General features: G+C 69.6%; 23 protein-coding genes and 1 pseudogene. 6 read left to right on the top strand and 18 right to left on the bottom strand.

Going from position 1 to position 24,601, the window contains the following annotated elements:
* Positions 1 to 188 (top strand): IS3 family transposase (locus ABZT03_RS37125; protein WP_356047637.1); only part of this gene is annotated, 188 nt, incomplete at its 5' end.
* A 25-nt stretch (positions 189 to 213) separates the two neighbouring features.
* Here ABZT03_RS37125 and ABZT03_RS37120 read toward each other — a convergent pair.
* The 6 genes from ABZT03_RS37120 to ABZT03_RS37095 all read right to left on the bottom strand — a co-directional run bounded on the left by ABZT03_RS37120 (position 214) and on the right by ABZT03_RS37095 (position 6,589).
* On the bottom strand, positions 214 to 708 hold the full coding sequence (locus ABZT03_RS37120; RefSeq protein WP_356047635.1) for a condensation domain-containing protein: 495 nt from the start codon (positions 706 to 708) through the stop codon (positions 214 to 216).
* A 78-nt stretch (positions 709 to 786) separates the two neighbouring features.
* Positions 787 to 1,119: an acyl carrier protein gene (locus tag ABZT03_RS37115; RefSeq protein WP_356047634.1), complete on the bottom strand. Its 333-nt coding sequence runs from the start codon at positions 1,117 to 1,119 to the stop codon at positions 787 to 789.
* A complete protein-coding gene (locus ABZT03_RS37110; protein WP_356047632.1) occupies positions 1,116 to 2,807 on the bottom strand; it encodes an acyl-CoA dehydrogenase in 1,692 nt (563 codons plus the stop codon). The genes ABZT03_RS37115 and ABZT03_RS37110 overlap by 4 nt, the downstream gene beginning before the upstream one ends.
* Positions 2,804 to 4,552, bottom strand: a complete 1,749-nt coding sequence (locus ABZT03_RS37105) for an acyl-CoA dehydrogenase family protein (protein ID WP_356047630.1) — start codon at positions 4,550 to 4,552, stop codon at positions 2,804 to 2,806. The genes ABZT03_RS37110 and ABZT03_RS37105 overlap by 4 nt, the downstream gene beginning before the upstream one ends.
* Complete coding sequence (locus tag ABZT03_RS37100; protein ID WP_356047628.1) at positions 4,549 to 6,330, bottom strand: fatty acyl-AMP ligase; 1,782 nt, start codon at positions 6,328 to 6,330, stop codon at positions 4,549 to 4,551. The genes ABZT03_RS37105 and ABZT03_RS37100 overlap by 4 nt, the downstream gene beginning before the upstream one ends.
* 40 nt (positions 6,331 to 6,370) lie before the next feature.
* Positions 6,371 to 6,589 (bottom strand): MbtH family protein, encoded by a 219-nt coding sequence (locus ABZT03_RS37095; protein WP_356047627.1) that lies wholly within the window; start codon positions 6,587 to 6,589, stop codon positions 6,371 to 6,373.
* A gap of 324 nt (positions 6,590 to 6,913) precedes the next feature.
* Between ABZT03_RS37095 and ABZT03_RS37090 the strand changes: the two genes are divergently transcribed.
* From ABZT03_RS37090 to ABZT03_RS37080, 3 genes are all read left to right on the top strand, one after another.
* Entirely contained in the window at positions 6,914 to 8,503 is a 1,590-nt protein-coding gene (locus ABZT03_RS37090; RefSeq protein WP_356047625.1) for an MBL fold metallo-hydrolase, read from the top strand.
* Positions 8,504 to 8,512: 9 nt separating this feature from the next.
* Positions 8,513 to 9,313: an alpha/beta fold hydrolase gene (locus ABZT03_RS37085; RefSeq protein ID WP_356047623.1), complete on the top strand. Its 801-nt coding sequence runs from the start codon at positions 8,513 to 8,515 to the stop codon at positions 9,311 to 9,313.
* Between the two features lie 130 nt (positions 9,314 to 9,443).
* A complete protein-coding gene (locus tag ABZT03_RS37080; protein ID WP_356047621.1) occupies positions 9,444 to 11,369 on the top strand; it encodes an ABC transporter ATP-binding protein in 1,926 nt (641 codons plus the stop codon).
* 80 nt (positions 11,370 to 11,449) lie between these two features.
* Here the strand turns inward: ABZT03_RS37080 and ABZT03_RS37075 are convergent, their stop codons facing one another.
* Both ABZT03_RS37075 and ABZT03_RS37070 read right to left on the bottom strand, forming a co-directional pair.
* Positions 11,450 to 12,442 (bottom strand): ParB/RepB/Spo0J family partition protein, encoded by a 993-nt coding sequence (locus ABZT03_RS37075; RefSeq protein ID WP_356047619.1) that lies wholly within the window; start codon positions 12,440 to 12,442, stop codon positions 11,450 to 11,452.
* A gap of 69 nt (positions 12,443 to 12,511) precedes the next feature.
* Complete coding sequence (locus ABZT03_RS37070; RefSeq protein WP_356047617.1) at positions 12,512 to 12,691, bottom strand: hypothetical protein; 180 nt, start codon at positions 12,689 to 12,691, stop codon at positions 12,512 to 12,514.
* Positions 12,692 to 12,868: 177 nt separating this feature from the next.
* Here ABZT03_RS37070 and ABZT03_RS37065 point away from each other — a divergent pair, with 177 nt between their 5' ends.
* Positions 12,869 to 13,396 (top strand): transposase, encoded by a 528-nt coding sequence (locus ABZT03_RS37065; protein WP_356047615.1) that lies wholly within the window; start codon positions 12,869 to 12,871, stop codon positions 13,394 to 13,396.
* Between the two features lie 640 nt (positions 13,397 to 14,036).
* On the opposite strand, the pseudogene ABZT03_RS37060 reads toward ABZT03_RS37065, so the two are convergent.
* The 10 genes and pseudogenes from ABZT03_RS37060 to ABZT03_RS37015 form a co-directional block, all read right to left on the bottom strand.
* Positions 14,037 to 14,132 (bottom strand): annotated as a pseudogene (locus ABZT03_RS37060) (IS630 family transposase); the annotation flags it as partial.
* 76 nt (positions 14,133 to 14,208) lie between these two features.
* Positions 14,209 to 16,581 carry a glycosyl hydrolase family 28-related protein gene (locus ABZT03_RS37055; RefSeq protein ID WP_356047614.1) on the bottom strand — a complete coding sequence of 791 codons (2,373 nt, stop codon included), beginning with the start codon at positions 16,579 to 16,581 and terminating at the stop codon, positions 14,209 to 14,211.
* Positions 16,578 to 17,390: an ABC transporter permease gene (locus tag ABZT03_RS37050; protein WP_356047612.1), complete on the bottom strand. Its 813-nt coding sequence runs from the start codon at positions 17,388 to 17,390 to the stop codon at positions 16,578 to 16,580. The genes ABZT03_RS37055 and ABZT03_RS37050 overlap by 4 nt, the downstream gene beginning before the upstream one ends.
* Before the next feature lie 8 nt (positions 17,391 to 17,398).
* A complete protein-coding gene (locus ABZT03_RS37045; RefSeq protein WP_356047610.1) occupies positions 17,399 to 18,172 on the bottom strand; it encodes an ABC transporter permease in 774 nt (257 codons plus the stop codon).
* Between the two features lie 2 nt (positions 18,173 to 18,174).
* Positions 18,175 to 19,101: an ABC transporter ATP-binding protein gene (locus ABZT03_RS37040; RefSeq protein ID WP_356047608.1), complete on the bottom strand. Its 927-nt coding sequence runs from the start codon at positions 19,099 to 19,101 to the stop codon at positions 18,175 to 18,177.
* A gap of 196 nt (positions 19,102 to 19,297) precedes the next feature.
* A complete protein-coding gene (locus tag ABZT03_RS37035; protein ID WP_356047606.1) occupies positions 19,298 to 20,608 on the bottom strand; it encodes a glycosyltransferase in 1,311 nt (436 codons plus the stop codon).
* Entirely contained in the window at positions 20,601 to 21,518 is a 918-nt protein-coding gene (locus ABZT03_RS37030; RefSeq protein ID WP_356047604.1) for an aminoacyl--tRNA ligase-related protein, read from the bottom strand. The genes ABZT03_RS37035 and ABZT03_RS37030 overlap by 8 nt, the downstream gene beginning before the upstream one ends.
* On the bottom strand, positions 21,515 to 22,081 hold the full coding sequence (locus ABZT03_RS37025) for an HAD-IIIA family hydrolase (RefSeq protein WP_356047602.1): 567 nt from the start codon (positions 22,079 to 22,081) through the stop codon (positions 21,515 to 21,517). Before ABZT03_RS37025 ends, ABZT03_RS37030 begins: the two co-directional genes overlap by 4 nt.
* 29 nt (positions 22,082 to 22,110) lie before the next feature.
* Positions 22,111 to 23,415: a UDP binding domain-containing protein gene (locus ABZT03_RS37020; RefSeq protein ID WP_356047600.1), complete on the bottom strand. Its 1,305-nt coding sequence runs from the start codon at positions 23,413 to 23,415 to the stop codon at positions 22,111 to 22,113.
* The gene (locus tag ABZT03_RS37015; RefSeq protein WP_356047598.1) at positions 23,408 to 24,367 is read right to left on the bottom strand and encodes an NAD-dependent epimerase/dehydratase family protein; all 960 of its coding nucleotides are present in this window, start codon (positions 24,365 to 24,367) and stop codon (positions 23,408 to 23,410) included. The genes ABZT03_RS37020 and ABZT03_RS37015 overlap by 8 nt, the downstream gene beginning before the upstream one ends.
* Before the next feature lie 152 nt (positions 24,368 to 24,519).
* On the opposite strand from ABZT03_RS37015, the gene ABZT03_RS37010 reads away from it, so the two are divergent.
* Positions 24,520 to 24,601, top strand: an 82-nt coding sequence (locus tag ABZT03_RS37010; protein WP_356047638.1) for a helix-turn-helix domain-containing protein, incomplete at its 3' end; no start/stop codon positions are given.

The following is a 24,601-nucleotide window of genomic DNA, read 5'->3' as shown; positions in this document are numbered from 1 at the left end:
GGCAGAGCCTGAAGCGCGAGGCCATGCACCGCACGCTGTTCCTGACGATGAGGCAGGCGAGGCTGGAGATCTTCCAGTGGCTCACCTACTACAACGCCCGCCGGCGCCACAGCGCGCTCGGCTACCTCTCGCCACTGGAGTTCGAACAGCAGCATCAGAGCCCGGTTACACTCTCCCTCACGGCATGAAACCCCTGTGTCCACACTCCGGGGGTCACCTCACCAGAGCCTCGTGGTCCGCGTCCGTGCCGTTCCGCAACTTGGTGTAGATCCGGGCGACCTGCTCGCTGAAGACGGCGAAGCTCGCGCCGTCGACGGCTATGTGGTGCGCGCGCTGATACCAGACGAAGTGGTCCGGACCGAGCCGGAACAATGCATGCGCGGTCAGCGGACGGTCGACGATCTCGACCGGGCCCCGCAGGTCGGCGTCCATCCACGCGCGGGCCGCGGACAACGGATCCGGCTCGTCGCCGAGGTCCGCCACGTGGATCGGCCGATCCTGCGAATCGTCGACGTACTGGTAGGGCTTGCCGCCCTCGACGCGCAGGCGGAGCCGGTACGCCTCGGCTTCGGCCATGGCACGCTTGAGCGCCTTCAGGAACAGGTCCTGGTCCAGGGCGCCCCCGATCTCCAGGTACTCGCCCTCGTGGTACACCGATCCGTCGGGCGCCAATTGTGCGCCGTACCAGAGGCCCACCTGTCCGGACATCAGCTCGTGTAGCACCGCATTTGACGCAACCATCACGCGTACCGCTCTCGCTCGAATCGCCGACGGGGCCGGAGAGAATCAGGAATCGGACGCCCGCGAGGGCCGGGAGGGGAAGTCGGCCGACCGTGAGGCCAGGTGCTGCTCGGCGATCAGGGCGACGACTCGCTCGGCGAGGGCTTCGACGGTGTCGACGTCCCAGATCAAGGTGGGTTCCACGGTCAGCAGCCAGGTGTCCTCGATCTCGCCGCACAGCGCCACGGCGTAGACGGAGTCCAGCCCCAGGCCCGCGAGCGCGGTCTGCGGACTGATCCGCCCGGCGAGGTCAGGGAGGTAGTAGGAGACGCGCTCGATGATCCAGGCCCGCATCTCGTCGTGCAGCGGCTGGCTGGAACGCGGTTCGGTCGTGGTCATGGCGTGTCCTTCCCGCCGCCCGGCGTCGCCTGGGCGGTCGGATCGAAGAGCTGGTGCTCGCCGTGCCGGAGGCCCGCGGCGGCGAACAAGGCGTACTCGGCCTGCTCGCGTTCGCCCGCGGTGAGCAGCGCCGGGCCGCGCAGGCGCGCGGCAAGGCGGTCGAGGACGCCGGGCAGCAGGTCGTCCGGGTACCGGGGTCCGCCACGGCGCCAGACCGCCAGCACGGATGCCGCGGCCAGGAGCACGGTGTAGCGGTCTGCCAAGTCGAAGGCGGCCGTGCCAGCGCCGCTGGTGAGATCGCCGGGTGCGAGGGCGATGCACTCGTCCCGCAGGACTCGCAGTTCGTCCCGGAATCGCATGGCGAAGCGGGCCGTGAGGGCGCCGTCGCCGAGCTCGGCAATCTCGACGAGCGCGCCGAGGAGGCCGTCGGTCCGCGCCATCGCCGCGACCAGGGCGTCGAAATCGAGGCTCGGCAGGTCGGCGCCGAGGTCGAACAGCTCGGGAGCCGCGGGCGGCCCGGTGAGCCAGGACTTGCGGGCCAGGCGGGGCAGTTGCGGAAGAAGAGTGATCAGGCAGGCCGTGCGTGAGATGTGGACGAAGGTGGCCGGGGCCGCGTCCCGGGCCACCTTCTGGAAGATGGCATAAGGACCCTGTCGCAGATAGCCGGAGGCGCCCAGGACCGAACGCAGGTCTTCGACCGCGTCCAGGGCCATCCGCGAGGTCAGGTACTTGGCGGCCGCGGCGTAGGCGGCCATGGATTCGGGAACCAGGTGCAGTCCGCGGACCACGACGCCGGAGAAGGCCTCGACGGCGAGCAGGTCGGCGTGGGCGCGGGCGATGACGGCGCGGACGTATGGCAGTTCGCTGACAGTGGCGCCGTAGAGACGGCGTTCGGCGGCGAAGTCGAGCGCGGTGCGCAGCGCGGTGTCGAGCGAGCCGAGGGCCATGGCCGGCAGGACGGCCCGCGTCACCTGGTAGGCCCGCAGGGCGATCTCCATGCCCTGTCCTGGGTCGCCGATCACGGCGTCGGCCGGAATCGGGCAGTCGGCGAACTCGATGCCGCCCAGTTGCAGGCCGCGCATCCCGGACGTGCCGACGCGGGGCAGGTCGCGCACCCGGTCGGCCGGGACGGCGTCCCGAGCCACGAGGAACTGGCTGTGGCTCCGGCGGCCGGCATCCGGGCCGGTGCGGGCTAAGACCACGAGGGTCTCGGCGCGGCGCACGTTCGCCACCACATCCTTGCGGCCCGACAGCGACCAGCCGGACCCGGCCGGAGACGCCGCGCACCCCGTGTGCGCGATGTCGTTTCCGTGGTCCAGCTCGTGGAACGCGGCGGCGACTCGCTGGTTGGCCAGGAGCCGGTCGGCGACGCTCCCGCGCTGGTCCGCGGTGCTGGCGGTCCAGACGTTGACGGAAGCCAGGAACGACGCGAACCCGTAGCCGGAGCCGAGCGCCGCGTCCCGGCGCCACAGGGTCCTGAGGATGCCGGCGAGCCGGTCGGCGCGGGTGAACCGGCCGCCGTACGCGGCCGGGACGAACTCGGCGTTCAGGCACCAGGCGTCGAGCAGTTTCTCGCCCTCGGCAGACATCTCGCGCTGTTCGTCCGCGTCCAGGATCGCCCGGTATCCGACCGGGTTGGCATCGTCATAAGGGTTTCCTAGGAGGGTTTCCAGGTCCTTGGCGCTCATGGCGTCCTCACCGGGATTCCGAACGGCGTGACCGCCGCTCCGACAGCGACCGCTTCATCGATCACGGCGGACAGCCGAAAGTCGATCGTGTCGTCGCCGGGTTCCGGCTCGGGCGCGGGAGTCCGCAGCACTGTGGCGATCCGGGCCCGCAGCGCACGCAGGGCGGCGCGCGCCCACAGTCCGTCGTCCCAGAGCGGTCCTGAGGCCCGCGACGGACGACCGCCCGTCGCCCACAGGTGCAGGCAGGCGGCACCGGCGTAGCAGAGCTCGTAGGCGCCAGCCAGTTCATACGCGGCCATCGGCGGCCGGGCCGAGGGCGCGGCCTCCCCCATGAGCGGGGCGATATCGGCGGCGGTGGCGGCGAGGGCGGCCGCGTGCTCGGCGAGGCCGTCCGGGGCGCCTCGATCGGCGAGCGCCTCGGCCAGGATCGGCAGCGACTGGACGACCGAGCAGCCGCGGCGCGAGGTCAGGGTCAGCGCTCGGTGATCGAGCCGTCGCGGCCGGGTGCCCAAGGCGGCGGCTTCGGCGAGGCCGTCCGTGTCCACGTCGGCTCGGGCGAAGCCGCGGGCGAGCCGACCGTACTGCGGGATCAGCGCGGCGCGGTTCACCGGGGTGCTGCCGTCGAAGATCGCGACGACGTGGTGGTCGCGCGACAGCTTCTGGAACGCGCCGTGCGCATACTCGCCGGTGAGGAACGAGCGCAGCCCGAGCAGTTCGGCGAGGTCGGCGACGACCGCGTCGATCAGGGTCGGGGCCAGGGCCTTCACGACGGCGGAGGTGACGCTGAGTTCGTCGGTGAGGCTGTGGATCGAGCGCGCGCCGAGGCTGGCCGCGGCTTCAGTGGCGGCGAGCAGGGCGGCGCAGCGGGCGATGATCGAGCGGGTGCGCGGGCGGTCCGCCAGAGGGGTCCGCTGGATCATCCGGGTCGCGGTGAAGCCGGCTGTCAGGCGCAGCGCCTGTTCGCCGGCGCCGAGGGAGAGGGCCGTGCACATCGTGCGGGTGAGCTGCAGGGTGCGCAGGACTGTCTCCAGACCGGAACCTTCAGGGCCCAGAAGCGCCGCATCGGAGAGCTCTGCGGCACTGAACTCGATGCCCGATATGTCGATGCCGCGGACGCCGTGGGTGGCGGCTTTGGGCAGCGCGCGCCAGGTGCCGCGGGCCAGTCGCCGCTTGTCGACGAGGAAGAGGCTGTGGCCTCGGGCGGTGCCGGGGTCGCCGGTGCGGGCCAGGACGACGAGGTGGTCGGCGCGGGTGGCGTTGTTGATTGGCCACTTCGTGCCGTCCAGGAGGAAGCCGCTGGTCCGCCGGGCTGCGATGACCTCGCCGTTGGCGAGGTCGGCGCCGTGGTCGGGTTCGGTGAGCGCCCAGGCGAAGGGCTCGCCGGAGCGGACCGCGGCCGAGACCGCCGCGGTCTGGCGGGGGGTGCCGACCGTCCAGACCGGGGCCGCGCCGAGATAGGTCTTGCCATGTGCTATCGCGGCGCTCAGGTCGCGGCGGGCCACCACGCGCTGCAGTCTCAGCAACTGTTCGTGGTCGGCGAGGGCTCCGCCGTGGTCGGCAGGGACGTAGTAGGCGGGGAGGCCGAACGCGTCGAGGCGCGCGCACATCTGCGCGGGGAACTCTTCGGCTTCGTCGAGTTCCGCCGAAACTCCTGCCGAGTCCTCGGGGTCGCCCAGGGCGGCGTCGAGTGCGATGTCGGGCGCGGCGGCGAGACCGGACGCCAGTGCCGCAGGGGCCGTGCTCACGGCGCACCGACCCGGAGCAGTGCGGGCTCGAGTTCGGTGTGCAGGGCCGTGATCTCCCCGGCCAGGAAGCGCTCGCGCATGGCGGTCCGCTGGATCTTGCCGCTGGTGGTGCGGCGGATCGAGCCGCGGCGCACCAGCAGAATGTTGCGGACCGGGACCCCGAACTCGACCGTGAGGCAGTCGGCGACGGCGGCCGTGACACCCGGGAACTCCGCGGGCCGCAGAGTCGGGTTCACCTCGTGGACCAGCACGACCCGCTCGTCCGGGGCCGGTACGGAAAACGCCGCGCCGACGAATCCGGCCAGCGCCTTGTGGGCGGAGCGCGCGTGCTGTTCGAGGTCCTGGGGGAACAGATTGCGGCCGCGGACGATGAGGACCTCTTTCAAGCGGCCGGTGATGTAGAGCTGGCCGTCGATAAGCGCGCCGAGGTCGCCGGTGCGCAGCCAGCCGCTGGTGCCGGATCTGACCGCACCTTCGGCGTCCGCGCCTTCGAGCCGGACGTCGAAGGTGCGGGCGGACAGTTCGGGATGACCCCAGTAGCCCAGGCCGATGCCGGGAACCCGGAGCCATATCTCGCCGATCCGGCCTGGCGCGAGCGCGCGGCGCGTGGCCGGGTCGACGATGGCGGCGTCGCCGGCGGGCATGCCGCACCCGACCAGGGCGCGGCCGACGCCGACAGCCGTCGGGCGCAGTTCTGGCCCCTCGGCCCGCGACAGAGCTGCGACATCCGCCTGCATCGCGGTCACCTGTCCCCCGCGGGGTTTGGCCGAGACGTAGGCCGTGCACTCGGCCATGCCGTAGCAGGGGGCGATGACGTCCGGCCCTAGCCCGGCGCGGGCGAACCGCGCGCTGAACGCGGCCATCGTCGCGGCGTTGATCGGCTCGGATCCGTCGAGGAGGAAAACGAGCTCCGACAGATCCAGGCCCTCGATCGCGGCGTCCGGTATCGCGCGCGAACACAGGTCAAAGGCGAAGTCGGGGGCCGCGGTGACCGTTACGCGATACCGGTCCAGCATCCGCATCCACTCGACCGGCCGCCGGACGAAGTCCGAGGGCGCCATCAGCGCGAGCGGCGCGCCGAAGACGAGCGGGGCTGACAGCATCGCGAACAGGCCCATGTCGTGGTGCAAAGGCAACCACGATCCGAAGCGGTCGTCGGGTCCGATGCCGCCCGACTCGTGCATGGCCTGCACGTTGTCCAGGATCGTGCCGTGCGCGAGGACCACGCCGCGTGGAGTCCCGGTGGATCCGGAGCTGTACTGAATGACGGCTAGCGTGCCGCGGTGCGGACGCGGCCGGTCGGCGGGAAGGCCGTCGGTTTCGCCGCGCCCGGCCGGCGCGGCGGCCTCGATGGCGGTGGCGGCCGAACCGGCTCCGGCGAAGCCGTCGACCAGTGCCGCGACGTCGGACTCGGCGGCGACGATCAGTTCGGGTTCGCAGTCCGCCGCGATGACGGTGATCCGTTCCGCGGCACGGGCCGAGCCGCCGGGCGCCGGCGCCGGCACACAGACGAGCCCGGCCATTAGGCAGCCCAGGTAGTACTCCGCGAACTCGATGCCCGTAGGCAGGGCGAGGATCACCCGCTTCCCCGGCGCGAGCCGCGCGGCCAGCGCGGAGGCCCGCAGCCGGGCCCGCCGTGCGAGCTCTGCGTACGTGACACTCTCCGGCTCAGCCGCCGCGCCCCGGTGAAGGGTCAGTGCCACGGCGTCCGATCGTGCGGCGACCCGTTCCTCGAACGCGTCGCCGAGGCTGTGGCGACTGGCGAGATCGAATGTCATGGCTCTGTCTCCTTCGGGGCCGGGCCGCGGCGGCCCTGGCTCAGGCATTGCCCTGCTGCATGGCGGCGATCAGGCTCTTGGGCCGCATGTCAGTCCAGGACTTGTCGATGTAGTCCAGGCACTCCTGTCGGCCCGCCTCGCCGAACACCACGGCCCAGCCGTCGGGCACCTCGGCGAACAGCGGCCACAGCGAGTGCTGGCCCTCGTCGTTGGTCAGGACCAGGTAGCTGGCGTCCGGGTCCTCGAATGGGTTCGTCACGACGTCGTCCCTTCTAGCGATGGACGGCGCCGCCGCGGGCAGCACTGGGCAGCCCGGCGGGCGCCGGTCCGTCGGAGTTGGTGGATGCGGTGCCACTATCGCTCGGCCGCCGGGCCGCTTCCAAGGGAGCGCTGGCCAGGGCTGTCCAAGCGCGGCAGCGCCGCTCTTGGACACCTCCCTTATGGAGAAGTCACTGGTGAAAGCCCTGAGCGATCCACGACGGGGGCCTGTTTGACGCATGGGACAGCAGGGCCCTGTCATGGAAGGACTTCCGCCGGCGCCTGCCGCGCAGGCATTCCCCCCGCTTCGAGATGGAGGCAACACATGGGTGACGACGGCGTGCCGAAGTACCTCCGGTCCAACGTGATCGTCGAACCGCTGGTCGACCGCTTCTACGCCTGGCTGCACACGGTGGCCCCGGTGCAGGCCTCGATGAACCTGGCCTTCCTCCAACTGCCGCTGCTGGAGTCGTACCTGCAGTCGCCGCAGGTGCACATCGCGGCGAGTAACAACCCGGACCTGCGCGGCGGCTACTTCATCGACATCCCCGAGGACCGCGCGGACGAGGTCGCCGAACTGACCGCGTCCATCAAGCGTGACCGCGCCGGGATGCTCCAGTTCGCTGCGGCTGTCGCCGCGGCCGAGGAACTGGTGCGGCACAACGCCGCCGGCTACGACCTGACCCCGCTGTATCCGAAGCTGCCGACCGCGCTGAACGGCCTGGTGGAGCTGGCCTACGACACCAGCAACCAGCCGTCGCTGCACTTCCTGGAACCGATCGTGTACCACAGCCCGGCGTTCGACTCCCGCCGCCAGTCGTTCCAGCTATCCCTGGACGACGGCGTGGAGCGGCCATTCATCCTGAGCACGCCGCGCCTGCCCGGGCCGGACGTCCTGGACCTCGATCTCCCGCTGACCCACGCGGGGCTCGGCGAACTGACCGCCTCACGGATCCGGCCCGTCTCCCCGGCGCGGCTCCGCGAGGCGCTGGAACTGACCGACGCGCAGGCGGTCTGGCTGGACCGGCTGCTGACCGACCGGCCGGGCCTGTCCCCGGACCGGCACATCGAATCCGGCGGCCGGATCCGCTACTACGGCCACGCGTGCCTGGTGCTGCAGAGCGCCGAGGCGACGATCGTCACCGACCCCTTCATCAGCACGGACAACCGCCACGGCGACCGGTTCACCCTGGACGACCTGCCGGACCACATCGACCTGGTGCTGATCACGCACGGCCACCAGGACCACATCGTCCTGGAGACGCTGCTCCAGCTGCGCGGCCGGGTCGACAAGGTCGTGGTGCCGCGGTCCTCGCGCGGCAACCTCCCCGACCCCAACATCGCCCTCTACCTGAGGCACCTCGGGCTGCCAGCCATGGAGGCCGACGACTTCGACGAGATCCCGTTCCCCGGCGGCAAGGTGACCGCGACGCCGTTCCTCGGCGAGCACTCGGACCTCGACATCCGGGCCAAGTCCACGTACTGGGTCGACATCGCGGGCAAGAAGGTGTTCGTCGGCGCCGACTCCTCGGGGATCGACCCCGTCCTCTACCGCTACATCCGCGGGCACCTCGGCCGGGCCGACATGGCGTTCCTCGGCATGGAGTGCGACGGCGCGCCGCTGACCTGGCTCTACGGCGGCCTGCTGACCAAGCCGGTCAGCAAGAAGATGAGCAACTCACGCAAGCTGTCCGGCTCCAACGCCGCGCAGGCCGGCGACATCATGGTCGAACTGGGTGCCGACGAGGCGTACGTCTACGCCATGGGCGAGGAGAGCTGGCAGGGCCACGTCATGGCCACCACCTATAACGAGGACACCTACCAGCTCAAGCAGATCGACGAATTCCTGAGCTGGTGCAAGGAGCGGGACATCACCGCCGAGCACCTCTTCAACAAGCGTCAGTGGCGCTGGTAGAGGCCTGTCATGCCTTTCGTGGAGACCAACGGCGTCCGGCTGTCGTACGCGACGGCCGGAGCCGGCGAGCCGGTGCTGCTCATCATGGGCACCGGCGCTTCTGGCCACGCCTGGACCATGCATCAGACCCCGGCGCTGCACCGGGCTGGCTACCGGACGATCGTGTTCGACAACCGCGGCGTCCCGCCGTCGGACGCGCCCGACGGCAAGTACTCGATGGCCGACCTGATGGCCGACACCGCCGGGCTGATCGAAGCCCTGGACCTGGCGCCGTGCCGGATCGTGGGCACATCGTTGGGCGCGATGGTCGCGCAGGAACTGGCGGTCGCCGCGCCCGGGCTGGTGCGCTGCGCCGTCCTGCTGGCCACCCGGGCCCGCACCGACGTGACGCGCAGCGCCCTGGCCGCAGCAGAGCGTTCCCTCTCAGAGGGTGGCGTACGCCTCCCGCCGGTTTACGCAGCCGCGGTCGCCGCGCAGCAGATGTTCTCCCCCGCCACCCTCAACGCCGACGTCGATGCCGCGACCTGGCTCGAACTCTTCGAGCTCACCGGCGGCGGCCTCGGGGCCGGCGGGCAGGCGTGGGTCGAGACCGGCCAGGACCGGCGCGCGGCACTCGCCGCCGTCACCGCCCCCTGCCGGGTTATCGCCTTTGCGGACGACCTCATCACCCCGCCGCACCTGGCCCGCGAAGTCGCCGAGGCGATCCCCGACTGCGACTACGTGGAACTGGCGGACTGCGGACACCTCGGCCACCTCGAACAGCCAGACGCGGTCAACGCCGCCATCGTCGATTTCCTCGACGCGCACTGACCCGTGCCGGCGCGGCGGGCGCGCATCGGCGAACACTGATGAACCCTGCCAGTCGCCGTAGAGCGCTGACGAGCACCGACCCGAGCGGACCGAGTAGGCCGCCCGGACCGGCGACCCCCAAGGAGAACACGTGGCCACCGAAGCCGCGGGCATCGATCCGTCGTCGCAGTCGGGCCCAGCCGGCCCGGCGCCACGCCGTCCGGCCCGGCCCGGCACAATCCGGCGGATCCTGCCCTACGCCGCCCGGCACCGGCGCCGGCTGGCGCTTCTGCTGACGCTGTCCGCCGTGGACGCGGTCGCCGTCTCGGCGAGCCCGTTGATCCTCAAACTCGTCGTCGACGACGGCATCGTGCCCGGCCGTGTCGGCCTGACCGTCGCCCTGTGCCTGGCCACCGTGGGCCTGGCCGCCGTCGACGCCCTCGCCGAGTACCTCCAAGCGCGCCTGTCCGGAAAGATCGGCGAGGGCCTGATCTACGACCTGCGGACGTCCGTCTTCGACCACGTCCAGCGCCAGCCCCTGGCGTTCTTCGCCCGCACGCAGACCGGCTCCCTCGTCAGCCGCCTCAACACGGACGTGATCGGCGCCCAGCAGGCGGTGACCAGCCTGCTGTCGCAGTCCGTCGGCACGCTGCTGACCATGGTCTTCGTCCTCGTGTCGATGTTCTGGCTGTCCTGGCCCATCGCGCTCGCGGCGCTGCTGATGATCCCCTGTGTGCTGGTTCCGGCCAGGTTCGCGGGCCGTAGGCTCCAGCGCCTGACCAGGGTTCTGATGCAGCACAACGCGGACCTCGGATCGACCCTGAACGAACGCTTCAACGTCTCCGGCGCGCTGCTCACCAAGCTCTACGGCCGCCCCGAGGCCGAGTCGGCGGCGTTCGCCGAACGCGCCGGCGTGATCCGCGACGTCGCGGTCCGGGCCCGGGCCCTGAGCCGGCTGCTGTCCGTCACCGGCTCCCTGCTCACCTCGCTCACCATCGCCCTGGTCTTCGGCCTGGGCGGCGTCCTGGTGATCCACGGCTCGCTGCGGATCGGCACGCTGGTGGCGATGGTCACACTGCTGATGGCCCTGTACGGCCCGCTGAACCAACTGACGAACATGCAGTCGATGGCGCTGACGGCGCTGGTCAGCTTCGAGCGGGTCTTCGAGGTGTTGGACCTCGAGCCAGCGATCGCCGACCGGCCCGGCGCGACCGCGCTGGGGATCGTGGCGACTGCGGGGAACCCCGGAAACGCCGGGTCCGCCGGAGCCGCGCCCGAGATCGAGTTCGACCGCGTCAGCTTCCGGTATCCCTCGTCCGCCGAGACGTCCCTGATGTCGCTGGAGGGCGTCGCGGGACGCGGCGCCGAGCGCGAGCCGGCCGGCCCGGTCCTGACCGAGCTCAGCTTCATCGCCCCGGCAGGACGGCTAACCGCACTGGTCGGCCCGTCCGGCGGCGGCAAGACGACGATCACCCAGCTCGTGCCCCGTCTGTACGAGGCGACCTCGGGGGCGGTCCTGGTCGGCGGCAGGGACGTCCGGGACCTGACCTCGAGTTCGCTGCACGCGGCGGTCGGCGTGGTCACTCAGGACGCGCACCTGTTCCACGACACGATCCGCGCCAACCTCGCCTACGCGTGTCCCAAGGCGAGCGAAGGCGACATCATCGAAGCCTGCGAGACCGCGCATATCTGGGATCTGGTCCGATCCCTTCCCGACGGCCTGGACACCGTCGTCGGCGACCAGGGCCACCGATTGTCCGGCGGCGAGCGCCAGCGCATCTCTCTGGTCCGGCTGCTTCTGAAGTCCCCGCCGGTCGTCGTGCTCGACGAGGCGACCGCGCACCTGGACTCGGAGTCCGAGGCTGCGATCCAGAAAGCACTGAAGACCGCGCTGGCCGGCCGCACGTCGCTGGTGATCGCCCACCGGCTGTCGACGGTCCGCGATGCCGACCAGATACTCGTGGTCGACCGAGGCCGGATCCGCGAGCGCGGCACCCACGAGCAGCTGCTGGCTGCCGACGACCTGTATGCGGAGCTCCACAGGGCCCAGTTCGACCGTCGGCCCGCGGTTCAGTGAACGACGGCCCATCGCTGCGCCACTCACCGGCCCGCCGCCGAGCGACGCGGCGAACAGTCGTCGCATCGGTCCCGTCGATGTCAGTCCACGGATGCCCGGCCGTCGGCCAGCTGTTCCGCGAAGCCCGACCAGGTGGTCGCGTACTGCAATGCGAGCTGCTGGACCAAGTCCGCGCAGTGCGGCGGTACAGCGGCGATCAGAACAGTCCGCTCCTGCTCCACCCTGGCCGCATGCTGGAGGAAGCACAAGAGGCGCCGGCCGTCCTCCTTGTGGCGAAGCGACGGGTCACGGATCAACTTTTGCAGCACCTCTACGGAATCCGACTGCACCATCAGTGCCTTCTTCGGCACCGCCGCGGCCTGTGGGACCGGATCCGGGTCCTCGTCGAGGTGCCGACGGACGTCGGCCACCGTCGTCGGGGACACCCCCGCCGCTCGGGCGATCTCCCGCAGCGAGGCCCGCGGCCGCTCGTGGAGAAGCCGCACCACCTCGCGCCGGTTCGCCCCGTGGTCCAGCGGCCGCATGCGGCCGTCCAGGCCCACCCGCTCCGTCGTCTCGGCGTCCTGGGACCGTTGCCGGATCCTTGCGACCGTCCTCGCCCCGAGCCCGACGGCCTGGGCGATCGCCCGGTCGGCCATATACGGGTGGGAACTCAGGATTCGTTCGACGGCGGCCTGGCGGTCGGCGCGGGTCAGCGGGAGCCCGTGCCGCACGTTCGCCTCGACGGCCCGGAGGAACGCGTCCGCCTCGGACCCGTCGAAGTACTCGACCTCGATGGTCTCCTGGCCGTTGAGCATGGCGGCCATGACCCGGTGGAACCCGTCGATCACCCGCAGCCCGCGCCGGTCGACCAGCACCGGCGGCAGCGGCTCCTCGGTCTCGGCCAGCCGCAGCACGTGGTCGGCGTCATGGCCGTCGAGCCGGGGCGACTCGCCGAGTGCCAGCAGCGCGATCGGGACCTCCCGGATCTCGTGCGTTGGCTCCCGGCCGGACCCCCCGAAGTCCCCGAGCGCCACCCCGGCCCCCCGGAGCAGGTGTATCAGAGCCGTGGCGTCGTTCTTCCTCTGCCCCACGTGCCGTCTCCTTCCCCGTACCCGGTCGATCCGGGCGCTTGGTCTCCGATCGCTTTACCCGTCCCGGCGTCAGCCTTTGACGTGGTAGTAGCCCACTGGGGAGCTGGAGTGCTGGCTCAGATGGATGCCGACGTGGCTGCCGGTGAACCAGGCTTCGATGGCCGCGGGGCCGGTGAGGGGTGGTGAGTAGGGGTTCAGAGGGCTGGCGGAGTTGTCGGTCGTCACCACGTACTCGGTGCCGAGATACATCGCGACGTGGTCGGTGTTGCTGGTGCGTTCCGGTGAGCAAGTCCCGCCTCTGACTGCGCAGATCGCGCGGGCGAGCAACCCGGGTGGTACGACGGCAATATGGGTGCGCGACCGGCTGGACGGGCTGTGGTGTGACGAGGACTTCGCCGACTGGTACCCGCGTGACGGGCGCCCGGGGTGCTGCAGTTCCTGCTCGGTCTGTCGGACCGGCAGGCCGCTGAGGCGGTCCGCTGCCGCATCGACTTCAAGTACGCCATGGCCATGGAGCTGGACGATCCCGGTTTCCACCACAGCGTGCTGGCCGACTTCCGCGACCGTCTCGCCGAAGGTGACCGTGCTGACCGCCTCCTCGACTTCGCTCTGGCCCGCCTCAAAGAGGCCGGACTGGTGCGCGAGCGCGCCACCCAGCGCACCGACTCCACCCACGTCATGGCCGCAGTGCGTGACCTGACCCGCCTGGAACTGATCACAGAGGCGGTCCGCGCCGCACTGGAAGAAGTCGCCGGCACCTCCCCTCACCTGCTGGACGAGCTGGTCGATGAGGACTGGGGGCGCCGCTACGGCCGCCCGGTCCGCCTGGGCAAGAACCCCACCAAGCCAACAGCTGGGGTCGGCATCAGCATCAAGCTGACGGTCGAGACGGCCGTGCTGAGCGCTGCGGTCACGATTCGGTGCGTCCTGCGCATGAATTCCCCTTGGTCGTGAACGTGAGAATCTGGAGCGGGCCGACCATAGGGCCTCACCCCCGCCTTTTCGGTCCCCGGCCTCCCCAGTGTCCCCCGCTTCCACCGGCCGGACGCCCAGCATGCAGGGCGCCGACCTCGCCGGTCTTGGAGATAAGCGCGCTTCAGCCGGAAGCGCGTCGCCCCTTCAGGCGGGGAGGTTGGGGATCCGCAGGCCTGGCTTGTTGCCGCCCTGAGAGCGTGTCCCATCCGGGCAGGAAGACCGAGGTGTTTCAACCTGGCTTGAATCACGGGCTGCTGGTGCAATCAAGGGCGATCACCGCGCATGGCTCGAGCACGGGGTAGCGGTGGTTTACCGGATCCATTTCACCGCCGAGGATCGGGCCCGTACCCGGGTGGAGGTGGCGTGGACATTGGGGCGCACCCGCTACGACGACCAGGAGGCCGTACACGCCTTCTGGAGTGCCCGGCAGGAAGACGTCGGTACGGGGACGTCTTCGAGCCGCTGGACGGCGGCGAGGGGATGGTCCGCGCAGGGAGGCGGGCCCGGTCGCGCCCTGCGGGACCACGCCGTGGCCACCGCGCTCACGGCACTGCAGAAGGCCGGCGGATATCAGTACGGCCACGCTACGCAGCTGGCACGCGAGCACGATGGCAATGAACGCACCGATCGAGACGCGGCGGCGGGAGCGGCCGCGGACCCGGATGACGGGTGTCTGCCCGCGACGGGCCCAGGTACGTGCGGTGGGCGGCGTCATCCAGAAACCGGCTCTCGACGTCCCGTCCAGCCGAGCCTCACCGTGGCCGTCGTCGCAGTCTGCGCGGAGTCCGCCGTCAGCCAACTGCCGCGTACACCTCGAAGGCGGAGAGGGCCGCTCCGGCCCACGCCGTGTTGTGGGTGACCTGTAGACGGACGAACCGGGCCGTGCGAGCGAGCGGGAGTACGACGCTATTACGCAGCTCCGGAGCGAATCGGCAGGCTACGGCGGGAGTGGCGGGTACGAGATCGTCCTCCGCGAGCCCGGTGTGGACGGCTAGCGTTTCGGTGCGTTCCTCCCAGCTGCGCGGGGTCCGCAGGACGATGCGCGCGAGTGACACAGGCTCGCCGAGGTCCACCTGGAGCCATTGCGGAAATCCCATGCCGTCGCTCTGCCACCACGTCTTGTCGCTACCGTCGATGGTGGCTTCGGGTGGGAAGCCTCCCATCGCCGTACTTGCCCTGACACGTCGCCCGAGAGCTCGGTCCCCGGTGGGGTCGAAGCCGACACCGTTCAGGTCGACATGGAGCGGACTGCGGGGTGCGTGGGAGTGCACGGTGAGTACTCCGGTACGCCGGCCGGTATGCGAGGGGGTGAATCCCACGGTGAGGACGGCACTTGCTCCGGGCGCGACCATGTCCGGGGTGGGCGGGGCTGCGGTGAAGTCTCCGGTTACTTCGATGTGTTGGACGAGGACCTGTCCGGGACCGGGATTGCGCAGTTCCAGGCGTTGAGGCGCGCCGGAGGTGAGCGGCGTGATTGCTCCGAAGTCGAGGCGGACGACCGAGGCGTGGAGGGCACCGTCCGGAGGCAGTTCGGGCAGTTCTTCGTCCCAGCCCTCGTTGCCCGCACCGCGCAGGAGTTCGAATCCCGGAACGGCGCGGTGTATCCCGGTCACACCGAGCCGTACGGCGCCGACGCGGGCGAAGCGGGCATATCCGCCCGCCTCCAGTTGGACTGCGCAGGTGCCCGCGCCGTCGATGGTCATCCCGTCGACGTCCACGCCGTCGATCCGGCTACCGCTCAACTGCACTGCCGCATAACGGCTGTTGGTCAGCGTGTTTCCGCTGACCCTCACGTCACCTGTCATGGGCGCGTCGTCGGCCAGGAGCCATAAGGCCCCCACTCCCGCGTGGTATCGAGGATGGTAGGAGCCCGTCCGGATCAAGGAATTTGCCTCAACGAAGGTTTTCCCCGCGAGGGGAACGGCGCCGTAGCGGTTGGCGATGTGGATCCCACCTCCCTCGGCGACCGAGTCGGCCAGCAGGTTCTTGGTGATCCGGTTGTCGTGACCTCCGTAGACGGCGATGTGATTGGCCAGCATCGGCAGCATGATGGTGTTCGCGTGCACGGTGTTGTGGTGGGTCGCCAGCCCGTCGGAGAACAGGGCGATGGCATCGTCACCGGTGTTGCGTATGTGGCAGCCGGTGATGGTGACATTCGAGACCCCGCGGTGCAGATTGATGCCGTCCGCGGTGGTGTTCATGATCCGGACGTTGCGGATGGTCAGGTCCTCGAAGGGGCCGTCCAGCCACATGCCGCACTTGGTGTGGGCGATCCACACATCTTCGATGGTGGAACCGCCGCCCAACGCGCCCCCGATTCCGTTGTGTTGCGCCGCGTCGTCGCGCTCGGTGACCTCGCCGAAAATCGCGAGCCCGGATATGTGCACGCCGGTGCTGGGGCGGGGCGACGGGTGCCCGTACAGGCCGACGCCGGCGCCGCGCAGTTCGGTGTACCAAGGGCCGGCGCCGCGGATCGTGATCCGGTCCAGGAGGATGTGGTCGGTCACCCGGTAGACGCCCGGGGGCAGCCAGACGGGGCGTTCGGTTCCGGTGGCTTCCTCGACAGCGGTCCGGATGGCTGAGGTCGAGTCGGTCGTACCCGTCAGGTCCGCACCGAAGTCGAGTACCGACAGGGCGTCTCGTGGCGGGGTTGCCGGTCCGCCGGTCTCCTCGAAGCAGGCGATGTCGACGGTGACCGGCACTTCCGCGCCGGCCACGGGCCGCAAAGTGACGCGTGTGCCCGGCGGGCATGTCCGGCCGAGGAGGACGTGCACGTCGTCGTAGAGATGGTGTGCCCGGCCGGCTGCCGGGTCGTTGGTGAACGGATATCCGCCGTAGTACCAGGAGTAGCGGGAGGTCAGGGTCAGCCGCTGGCATTCCTCCCCGTCGATGCGCAGGACCAGCTGTTGGGTGCGTCCGCCGCCCGTGGGAGCGTCGGGCAGGGAGTAGCGCACGGTCAGTGCGTCGGCAGGGGCCGTCAGGTGGAATTCGACGTACTCGTCCGGGCCGCAGAGCCGTACGACGGATCGGGCGACCGATTCCTCGACCAGGCGGGCATGTGGTCCGCTGGCGTCGAGGTGTGTGCCGTTGGTCCGGGCGTCCGCGGCCCGGTACACGTCCGGACCTTTCTGCGCTCCCGCGGTGGGGGCGGGGTTGGCGGTCATGCGCGCAGGATCCTTTCCACTCGGCGGCCGGCGAGAAGCAGCCCGGCGTTCATCAGGACGAGCAGGTAGACGACGGGCAGTGCCGTGGTCCAGCCGAAGCTGTCGAGCGACAGCCTCCGGACCAGGTCGACGGCCTGGGCCAGGGGCGTGCACTGAGCGAGGAAGCCGAGTGCCGCGGGGTAGCCGTCGGTCGGCGTGAACGTGCCGGAGAAGACGAACATGCTGAAGGTCACTAGGTTGACGCGGTCGAAGTCGTGGGTGCCTCGCAGGAACGTGGACAGGGCAAGGCTCATGGCTGAGCACGCGGCGCTCACCAGGAGGGCGGCGATGAACAGCGCGGGCAGGCGGGCGGGGTGGACCAGGTGGAGAGCGCACATGAAGGCCAGGAACGACACGGCGTGCACGGCGCTCGTGGCGACGTTCCACAGCATCTCGCCGCAGACGATCGCGAGTGAGGAGACTGGGGTACAGGCCGTGGCGTCGTGGAGCTTTGTCATTTTGAGTCTGGTGAAGAAGGTGAACGTCGATTCCGACACGGCACCGTTCATGAGGGAGGAGGCGAGCATGGCCGGAGCCACGAATGTGGCGTAGCTGGCCTGGTGGCCATAGACGGTCAGATCGCCGACCAGGGTGCCGACGCCGAGGCCGATCGCGCCGAGGAAGAAGACGGGCTCGAAGAGTCCGGAGAGCAGGACCCACAGGTATGACGCATGGCGGGCCGCCTCGACGTTGCGCAGGAACACCGCCCAGACATGGGCTGGTCGGGCGACTTCCGTCCAACCGGACGCCGCGGTCGTGGATGCAGGCACGGACCCTCCTAGTCCGAGAGGCGCCGAGAGAAAGCGCGGCGGGCGAGAGCGAGTCCGGCGATGGCCCAGGCAGCCAGGCAGAGCAGGTCCACGGCTGCGTTCTGGGCGGTGCCGGAGCCGAGCAGCAGCATGCGGGACAGGTCGGCGGCGTGCGTCAGGGGCAGGGCGAGGACTAGAGCGTGGGGCAGGGCGGGAAGGACGCCGAGGGGGAAGTAGACGCCGCTGAACATGGCCATGGGGACGACGCCGATACGGAAGAGGACGTCGAACATCCCGGCGCTGCGCACGGTGGCGCTGAATGCCATGACGGGAGCGGCGATCGAGAGGGCGAACAGTGGCAGAAGCGGGGCGACTGCCAGGGCGGACCACCGGTGTCCGACGCCGAAGAGCTCGATGACGGCCAGGAAGCTGAGTCCGCCGAGGGTGGCACGCCCGACGACGGCGGTCAGATGCCCGGTAAGGATGTCTGCGGGACTGGCCGGTGTGAGCCGCATGGCGTGGTAGATACGGCTCCACTCGAAGCCGCCGAAGACTGCCCAGGCGGACTCCGCGGCGCCGATCTGGACGACGGATGTGGCCAAAAGTCCGGCACCGACGAAGGCGAAGTAGGAAACGCCGGGTTGGGGCTCGTCACTGATGTACCGGCCCACCGACCAACCGATGCCGGTGAGTAGGCACAGTGGCAGCAGGAAGGAGTTGAACACCGAGTCGAGCCAGGTACGGCGGTATCTGGTGAACAGATGGGCGGTGACGGCGACCGCTCGGGAATCGGTCAGGACCATGGTCACTCCACCAGGGTTCGGCCGGTCAGGTGCAGGAAGACGTCTTCGAGTCCGCTGCGACGGACCAGGACGCTGCGGACCTCGATGCCGTTGCGGTGGACGGCGGAGGCCGCGGCCTCGCCGTCGTCGGCGTAGATCAGCGCTCGGTCGGGCAGCATCTCGACTCGCAGTCCCAGTCGGTTCAGTTCGTCTGTGGGTGCGCTGTCCTGTTGAAGGCGCAGTTCGACGACCTCTTTGGTGCAGTGCTGAGCGATCAGCCCGCTGGGTGTGCCAGTCGCGACGACCCGGCCGCTGTCGACGACGACGAGCCAGTCGCACAGCTGCTCCGCCTCGTCCATGTAGTGCGTGGTGAGTATCTGGGTGATGCCCCGCCGGCGGAGCTGGTCCAAGCGTTCCCACAGGAGGTGACGGGCCTGGGGGTCGAGTCCTGTAGTGGGCTCGTCCAGGAGGATCAGCTCCGGATCGTTGATCATGGCGCGGGCGATGCTCAGGCGCTGCTTCATACCGCCGGACAGGGAATCGACGCGATCGCCGGCCCTGTCCTGGAGACGGACGAACGCCAGAAGTTCGGCGGCGCGTGCCGCCGCTGTCGCACGCGTGATCTTGAAGTAGCGGGCGAAGACGGTGAGATTTTGCAGCAGACTCAGTTCGGGGTCGAGCGTGTCCTGTTGGGGACAGACTCCGATCCTCGCGCGTATCGCCGGTCCGTTGGTGATCGCGTCCATGCCGAATATGCGCAGCGTGCCCTCCGTCGGTTTGGAGATGCAGCTGATCATGCGCATCGTCGAGGACTTTCCGGCTCCGTTCGGTCCGAGCAGGCCGAAGACCTGGCCCGGCCGGACCTCGAACGCAACGCCGTCCAATGCGGTGAAGTCTCCATAGCGCTTCACCAGTTTCTTAGCGTGGACGAGCGGTTCCTGGGCCGGCATGTGTCGTGGTTCCTTCCACTGTTTTCGTGGCTGTGGGCTGCGCCCTGTGTGGACTGCATCGCCTGCGGGTCACAGACGCAACGAAAAGTGCTTGCGGCCGGTGGCCCGGCCGGAGCGCCGGCCCCCCGCGCGGGCCCCGGCGGCTCAGGTGGCCTCGATCTCGGTTCGGCTGCGGGAGACGTCCGTGCTTCGTTTCTCATGCCTGCGCTCCGCTGTGGGGCGGAGCGCCGATCACCGACAGGTGCCGGTCGAGGACGGCCTGGAAGGAGCGCCGCCAGTTCGTGCGGAAGTCGTGCTCCCGGCGGCCGCGCTCCAAGGCCGCTTGGCTGAGGTCCGTTCTCTCCTTAGAGGTCAGCTCGGTCACGGCTGTGAGCATGGCGGCGGCGTCAGAGGTATCCCGGCCGGCCGCCACCAGGCCGCTGACCCCGGATTCGACGAGTTCCGGGTAGACGCCGGTGGGCAGTACGGCGACGACAAGGCCTTTCCCATTGTTCATCAGCGCGGCCTCCACGGGGGTGACGGAGGCGGCTTCCCGCTCGGAAAGGAAGGCTGCGGACAGTGTTCTGGGCCATTGGCACAGGGCGGTGAGGACTCGGTCGTCCTGGCCGTGGAGGAGCACGGCCGGTGATCCGGTGTGCCGGACGTGCTCCTCCAGATCGGTGTAGGGATGTGGGTTGAGGATGACCGGGACCAGGCGGTCCTCGGTCAGGCGAGCGGCGTCGACCAACTTGTGGAAGCCTTTCTCCGCCACTCCCCTGCCCCAACTGATGACCAGGTCACGGTCCGTGGGGATGCCGAGTTCGTGCAGGAGTTCTGGGTTTGGCGGGACCGGCCGGAACTTGACGTGGTCGGTGGGCACCCCGGCACGGGCGTAGAGGGTCTTGTCGCCCGGGATGCCGTAGACCTGCTGATACTGATGGCGCATCCAGTGCGACTCCCAGCCGATGGACACGCGAGGGTCTGAACGGGCCAGGTGCCCCATCACCGAATCGGCGTAGGTCTCGGGCAGCTCGGCGTCGCCGTCGGGACGCAGGACGGGGTTGTGGGTCATGTGCACGTAGCTCGCCGCGAGCGCGAACTGGTCGGCGGCGCGGACGACGAACCGCGCTGCCATGGCGAACATGCTCATCCCGGAGATGACGAGGAGGGAGTCCGCCTCGTGTGCCACCGTGAGGGCCACCTGCCCAGCCGCCGAGCCGAGGGCTATGCAGTGCTCGAAGTGGTCCACCTCCCAGCTGTGGGCTCGCGGGTCGGCCAGCGGGTAATAGCGCACGTCGCCGTGGTGGACGTATCGGTCCAGGGCCTGGGCGAAGCGTTTCTCGTCCAGGCCCGCGCAGTTGGCACGTTCGGCGACGTGCCATTGCACCTGGACCCCGCGTTCGTCAGCGATCGCGGCGACGTCGTCGCGGGAGTCGAGGATGTTGTGGATGTACCGGGCCACGCCACCGTCGACCTGCCGGAAACCTTCGTTGGTCAGGAGCAGGACAGCCAGCCGGTGCTCAGGCATCAAGCTCCTTGAGGGTGGCGTCGAACCCGTGCTGGTAGAGGTAGGCCACGACGAGCCGGTTCAGGCCGATGCCGCAGCAGCCGCTCCACAGCTCCTGGCCTTCCGCAGTGATGTGGAAGCTCTCGGTCTGGTGGGTGCCCTCGGCGGAGCAGCCGGAGATTTCCCGGAGGTCGAACCGCTCGTCGAAGTGGTCGGCCCAGCCCGGGCGGGCCCGGTCGGGGCGGTTGCTGCTGAGCGGGACCTCGATGTCCTGCACGGGCACCTCGTCGGCGGTCTCCGCATCGTCTTGAGCCTCGACGAGGGAGGGTATTTCCATGCAGCCCTCGGCGGCGACGACCTGCCAGCTCAGTCCCCAGCCGGAGAGGAGTTCGGTCAGTGTCTGGCGCACCTGCCCACGGGTGGCGCGGACCTGCTCACGGGTGCCGAAGAAGACGTGCTCGACGCGGAGGAACTCGCGCGCCTTGATGGGGCCGTCCAGATCCGCTGAGTACTCGTTGCGCCAGGTCCAGCCGCCGAGCGTCTCCACGATGCGCAGCGGCAGCTCCTCCAGCGACAGCTGCCGGCCGCGCATGAGGTGGTAAAGGCTGATGCACTGGACCGGGTCGAGGACCTGGTTACCGTCCGGGCCTGCCGGGACGAGAAGTTCGGGCGCGTACTGGCTCAGCCGGAAGTCGTCGAGTGCCTGGCGCGGGATCAGCCGCGGGAACAGCCACTCCTCGAAGTCGTTGGCGTAGGCACGGTCGAGTATCTCGCCCTGCAGGCGTCGCAGCAGGCGCACCCAGGGGGCGCGGTAGACGTACTGCCCCTCCGCGAAGTTCTCGATCCACTTTCGGTCGAGCCCTTCGGCCACGACGTCGCCGCCGTGCACGTCGCCGAATTCGGATATGTCGAGAATGGTGCCGAGCTTCATCGGGCTGACTCCTTCAGTGAAAGGGTTCCATTGACGCGCCGTGCGGTTCGGGAGCGACGGTGGTGCAGCACGGTGTGGGCGGCTTCCAGGAGATTCGGGGCGTAGTGCACTCCGGCGACCGTGCTGGGCCGCGGCGGGGTGCGTGGACTGAGCAGGACCGTGGTGCATCCGGCGTTCAGACCGGCTTGCGCGTCGGTGGGGCGGTCCCCGACGAGGTAACTTTCCTTGAGGTCCACCGACAGGTCGGCGGCGGCCTGGCGTAGCAGTACGCTGGAGGGTTTGCGGCACCGGCAGCGGTGCCGCGCGCTGTGCGAGCACACGTAGACACCGTCGAGGCGGTCCAGTCGGCGGTGCATATGGTCGAGCGCGGAGCGATCGACCAGGCCCCGGGACAGGTCGGGCTGGTTGGTGAACAGAGCGATCAGAGCGCCGGCCGCGCGCAGTTGTGTGAAGCATTCCTGGACGCCGGGCAGGGCGGTCCATTCCTGTGCGTGGCGCGGGGAGGTGCGCCGTCCGCTCCGTAGGACGTGGGTGTTCAGCGTGCCGTCCCGGTCGAAGAACACGCACCATCCCCGGCCTCGTGGGGCAGCGGTCAGTGGTTCCACAAGTCCACCGACTTCCAGCCGTTCGGTGTCGGTACGCGGCTGCGTCGCTCCGCTCCGGTCAGCCGCAGCAGCAGGGTGTTCCGCGGGGTGGCGCTCTTGAAGAACGCCGGTTGGGTGAAGGCCGGATGTTCCACGGTCAGTACCACGCAGTCGGCATCGGCCGCCGCCTCGGTGAACGTGGTGCAGCGGTGCAGGTCATGGAGGTCGGCGGCCTCGGCGATCGGATCGTAGGCGGTGACTCTGGCGCCCTGTGCGTGCAGTTCGTCGGCCAGCCGCAGGGCCGCGGAGTCGCGGAGCGTGGACACTCCGGGTTTGTAGGTCAGGCCGAGCAGGCAGACCGTCCGTCCGGCGACGCCTTCGAGGTGCTTGTCCAGGGCTGCCAGCGGAGCCAGCGCGTGGACGGCGTTGGCCTGGGCCACGGCGCGGAAGAGGCCGTCACGGCCAATGGGTTCTCCGTGTTCCATGAGGGCACGCACATCACGGTGCAGGGTGGCGCCCGCGTACGCTTCTCCGGGGCGCAGCGGGGCCCGGGCGGCGACACGTTCGTCGGCGCGGACGCCGTCGAGGACGGTCAGCGGATCGGCGCCGAGATGACCGGCGACGGCTCCCAGCTCGTTGGCGAGGGTGATGCACAGGGCGAGGTAGGCGTTGGTGCCGTGCTTGACCAGCTCCGCTTCGACGAGGCGCATGTGGAGCTCGTTGCGGGAGCCGAGGCGGTCCAGCACGTCGCGTACGGCTTGCGGAGGGTGGGGGGAATTGCACCCTACGACGGTCCGTATGGGGTGCAGGAAGTCGGTGACCGCTCGGCCCAGGCGCAGGTTCTCGGGGATGTGGATCAGGTCGGGGCTGTCCGCCGGCAGGCCGGCGGTGGTGAGGGCGACGTCGCAGGTGCCGGCGCGGAGCTGGCTCGCCACGACGACGGGTCCGTGGCGCTGGTGGTTTGCCAGCAGTCGGTGCAGTGCGCTGAGGGGCCGGGAGTCGGTGACGCAGCCGTCTGCGGCGGTGCCGGTGTCGTGGACGACGAAGCTCATGTCGGCGTGCCGCAGGATCTGGGCGGTCTGTGCCTCGTCGAGCACGGGTCGCAGGGTGCCGTTCTTGCGGGCGGCGGTGAGGATTTCTGCGATTTCGGGTTCGTGGCCGCAGCGTTGGCCGCGGGCGAGGGCGTCGAAGGCTGCCGGGTCCGGCGTTTCGATGGCGTCGGGTCGTAGGTGGACTGTGTAGCCGAGCTGTGTCAGCCCGGCGGCGGTCACTGAGGCGAGGTGCCAGTCGCCGACCAGGAGGACGTCAGGCATGCCCGGCTTCACTTATCTGACGGCGTACCGCCTCGCGGATGGCTTCTTCGGACTCCCGTGAGCTGTGCCAGCCCATGGAGTGGGCTTTGGACAGGTCGAATTCCACCACCGGCACGTCGCCGGGCCAGCCGCGTTTGCCGCCGCCGTATTCGATCTCCGCGTCCAGGCCGAGTTCTTCCAATACGATCGCGGCGATCCTGGCGACGGTGGCGGTCTCGGTGGAGCCGAGGTTAGCGACGAGGATGTCGGTCTTCGCCGCTGCGGCCAGGTCGACGATGCCTCGGGCGCAGTCCTCGGCGAGGAAGTAGTTCTTGCGCTGGTGTCCGTCGCCCAAGATGTGGAGCCGGCTCGGGTCCTCGCGCAGCTTGTTGAGGAAGTCGTAGATGACTCCGTGGTTCATGCGTCCGCCGACCACGTTGCCGAAGCGGAAGATACTTGCCCGGAAGCCGTAGAGGTGGCAGTAGGAGGAGATGAGCGCTTCGGCGCCGAGCTTGGCCGCGCCGTAGACGGAGATGGGCAGCATGGGTCCGTGGTGCTCGGCGGTGGGGCGCTGCGCGAGTTCCCCGTAGACGGTCGAGGAGGAGGAGAAGACGATCTGTTTCACGTCGGCCCGCCGCATGGCTTCCAGGACCGAGCGGGTTCCCAGGATTGACTGCTGGATGTCGACCCAGTTGTTCTCCAGGCCGACGCGCATGTCGACGCTGGCGGCCAGGTGGATGACCTGGTCCACGCCGTGTGACATCACCTCGGTCAGCCGGTCGGTCTCCAGCACGTCCAGTTCGTGGACGATGACGGTGCCGTCGCGCTCGTGAGGTTCGATCCAAGCGCGGGTGGTGTTGGAGAAGTTGTCGACCACCACCACGGGGGTGCTGTCCGCGGCGACCAGGTGGTCAACGACATGGCTTCCGATGAATCCTGCGCCGCCGGTCACCAGGGTGCGAGGTCGGGTCATCGGATACCTCCGAGGAAACCCCGGCCTTCAGGCCGGGGAGGAATCGGACTCCTGCGGAGCAGGGCAGGGAGCCGGGATTCGCTGCCAGGGCGAATCACGGTGCTCTGACCCGCAGGTTTGGTCCTGTCTAGTAGTGGCGCTAGTTTGCGGGCGTGACCGCAAACCATGTGAAGCGGGCGTTCAAGTACCGTTTCTATCCGACGGATGTGCAGGCGGCTGAGCTGTCGCGCACCT

This window comes from Streptomyces sp. NPDC005574 (assembly GCF_040605435.1).
Classification (GTDB): Bacteria; Actinomycetota; Actinomycetes; order Streptomycetales; family Streptomycetaceae; genus Streptomyces.
This window is presented reverse-complemented; position numbering and strand designations above follow the sequence as displayed.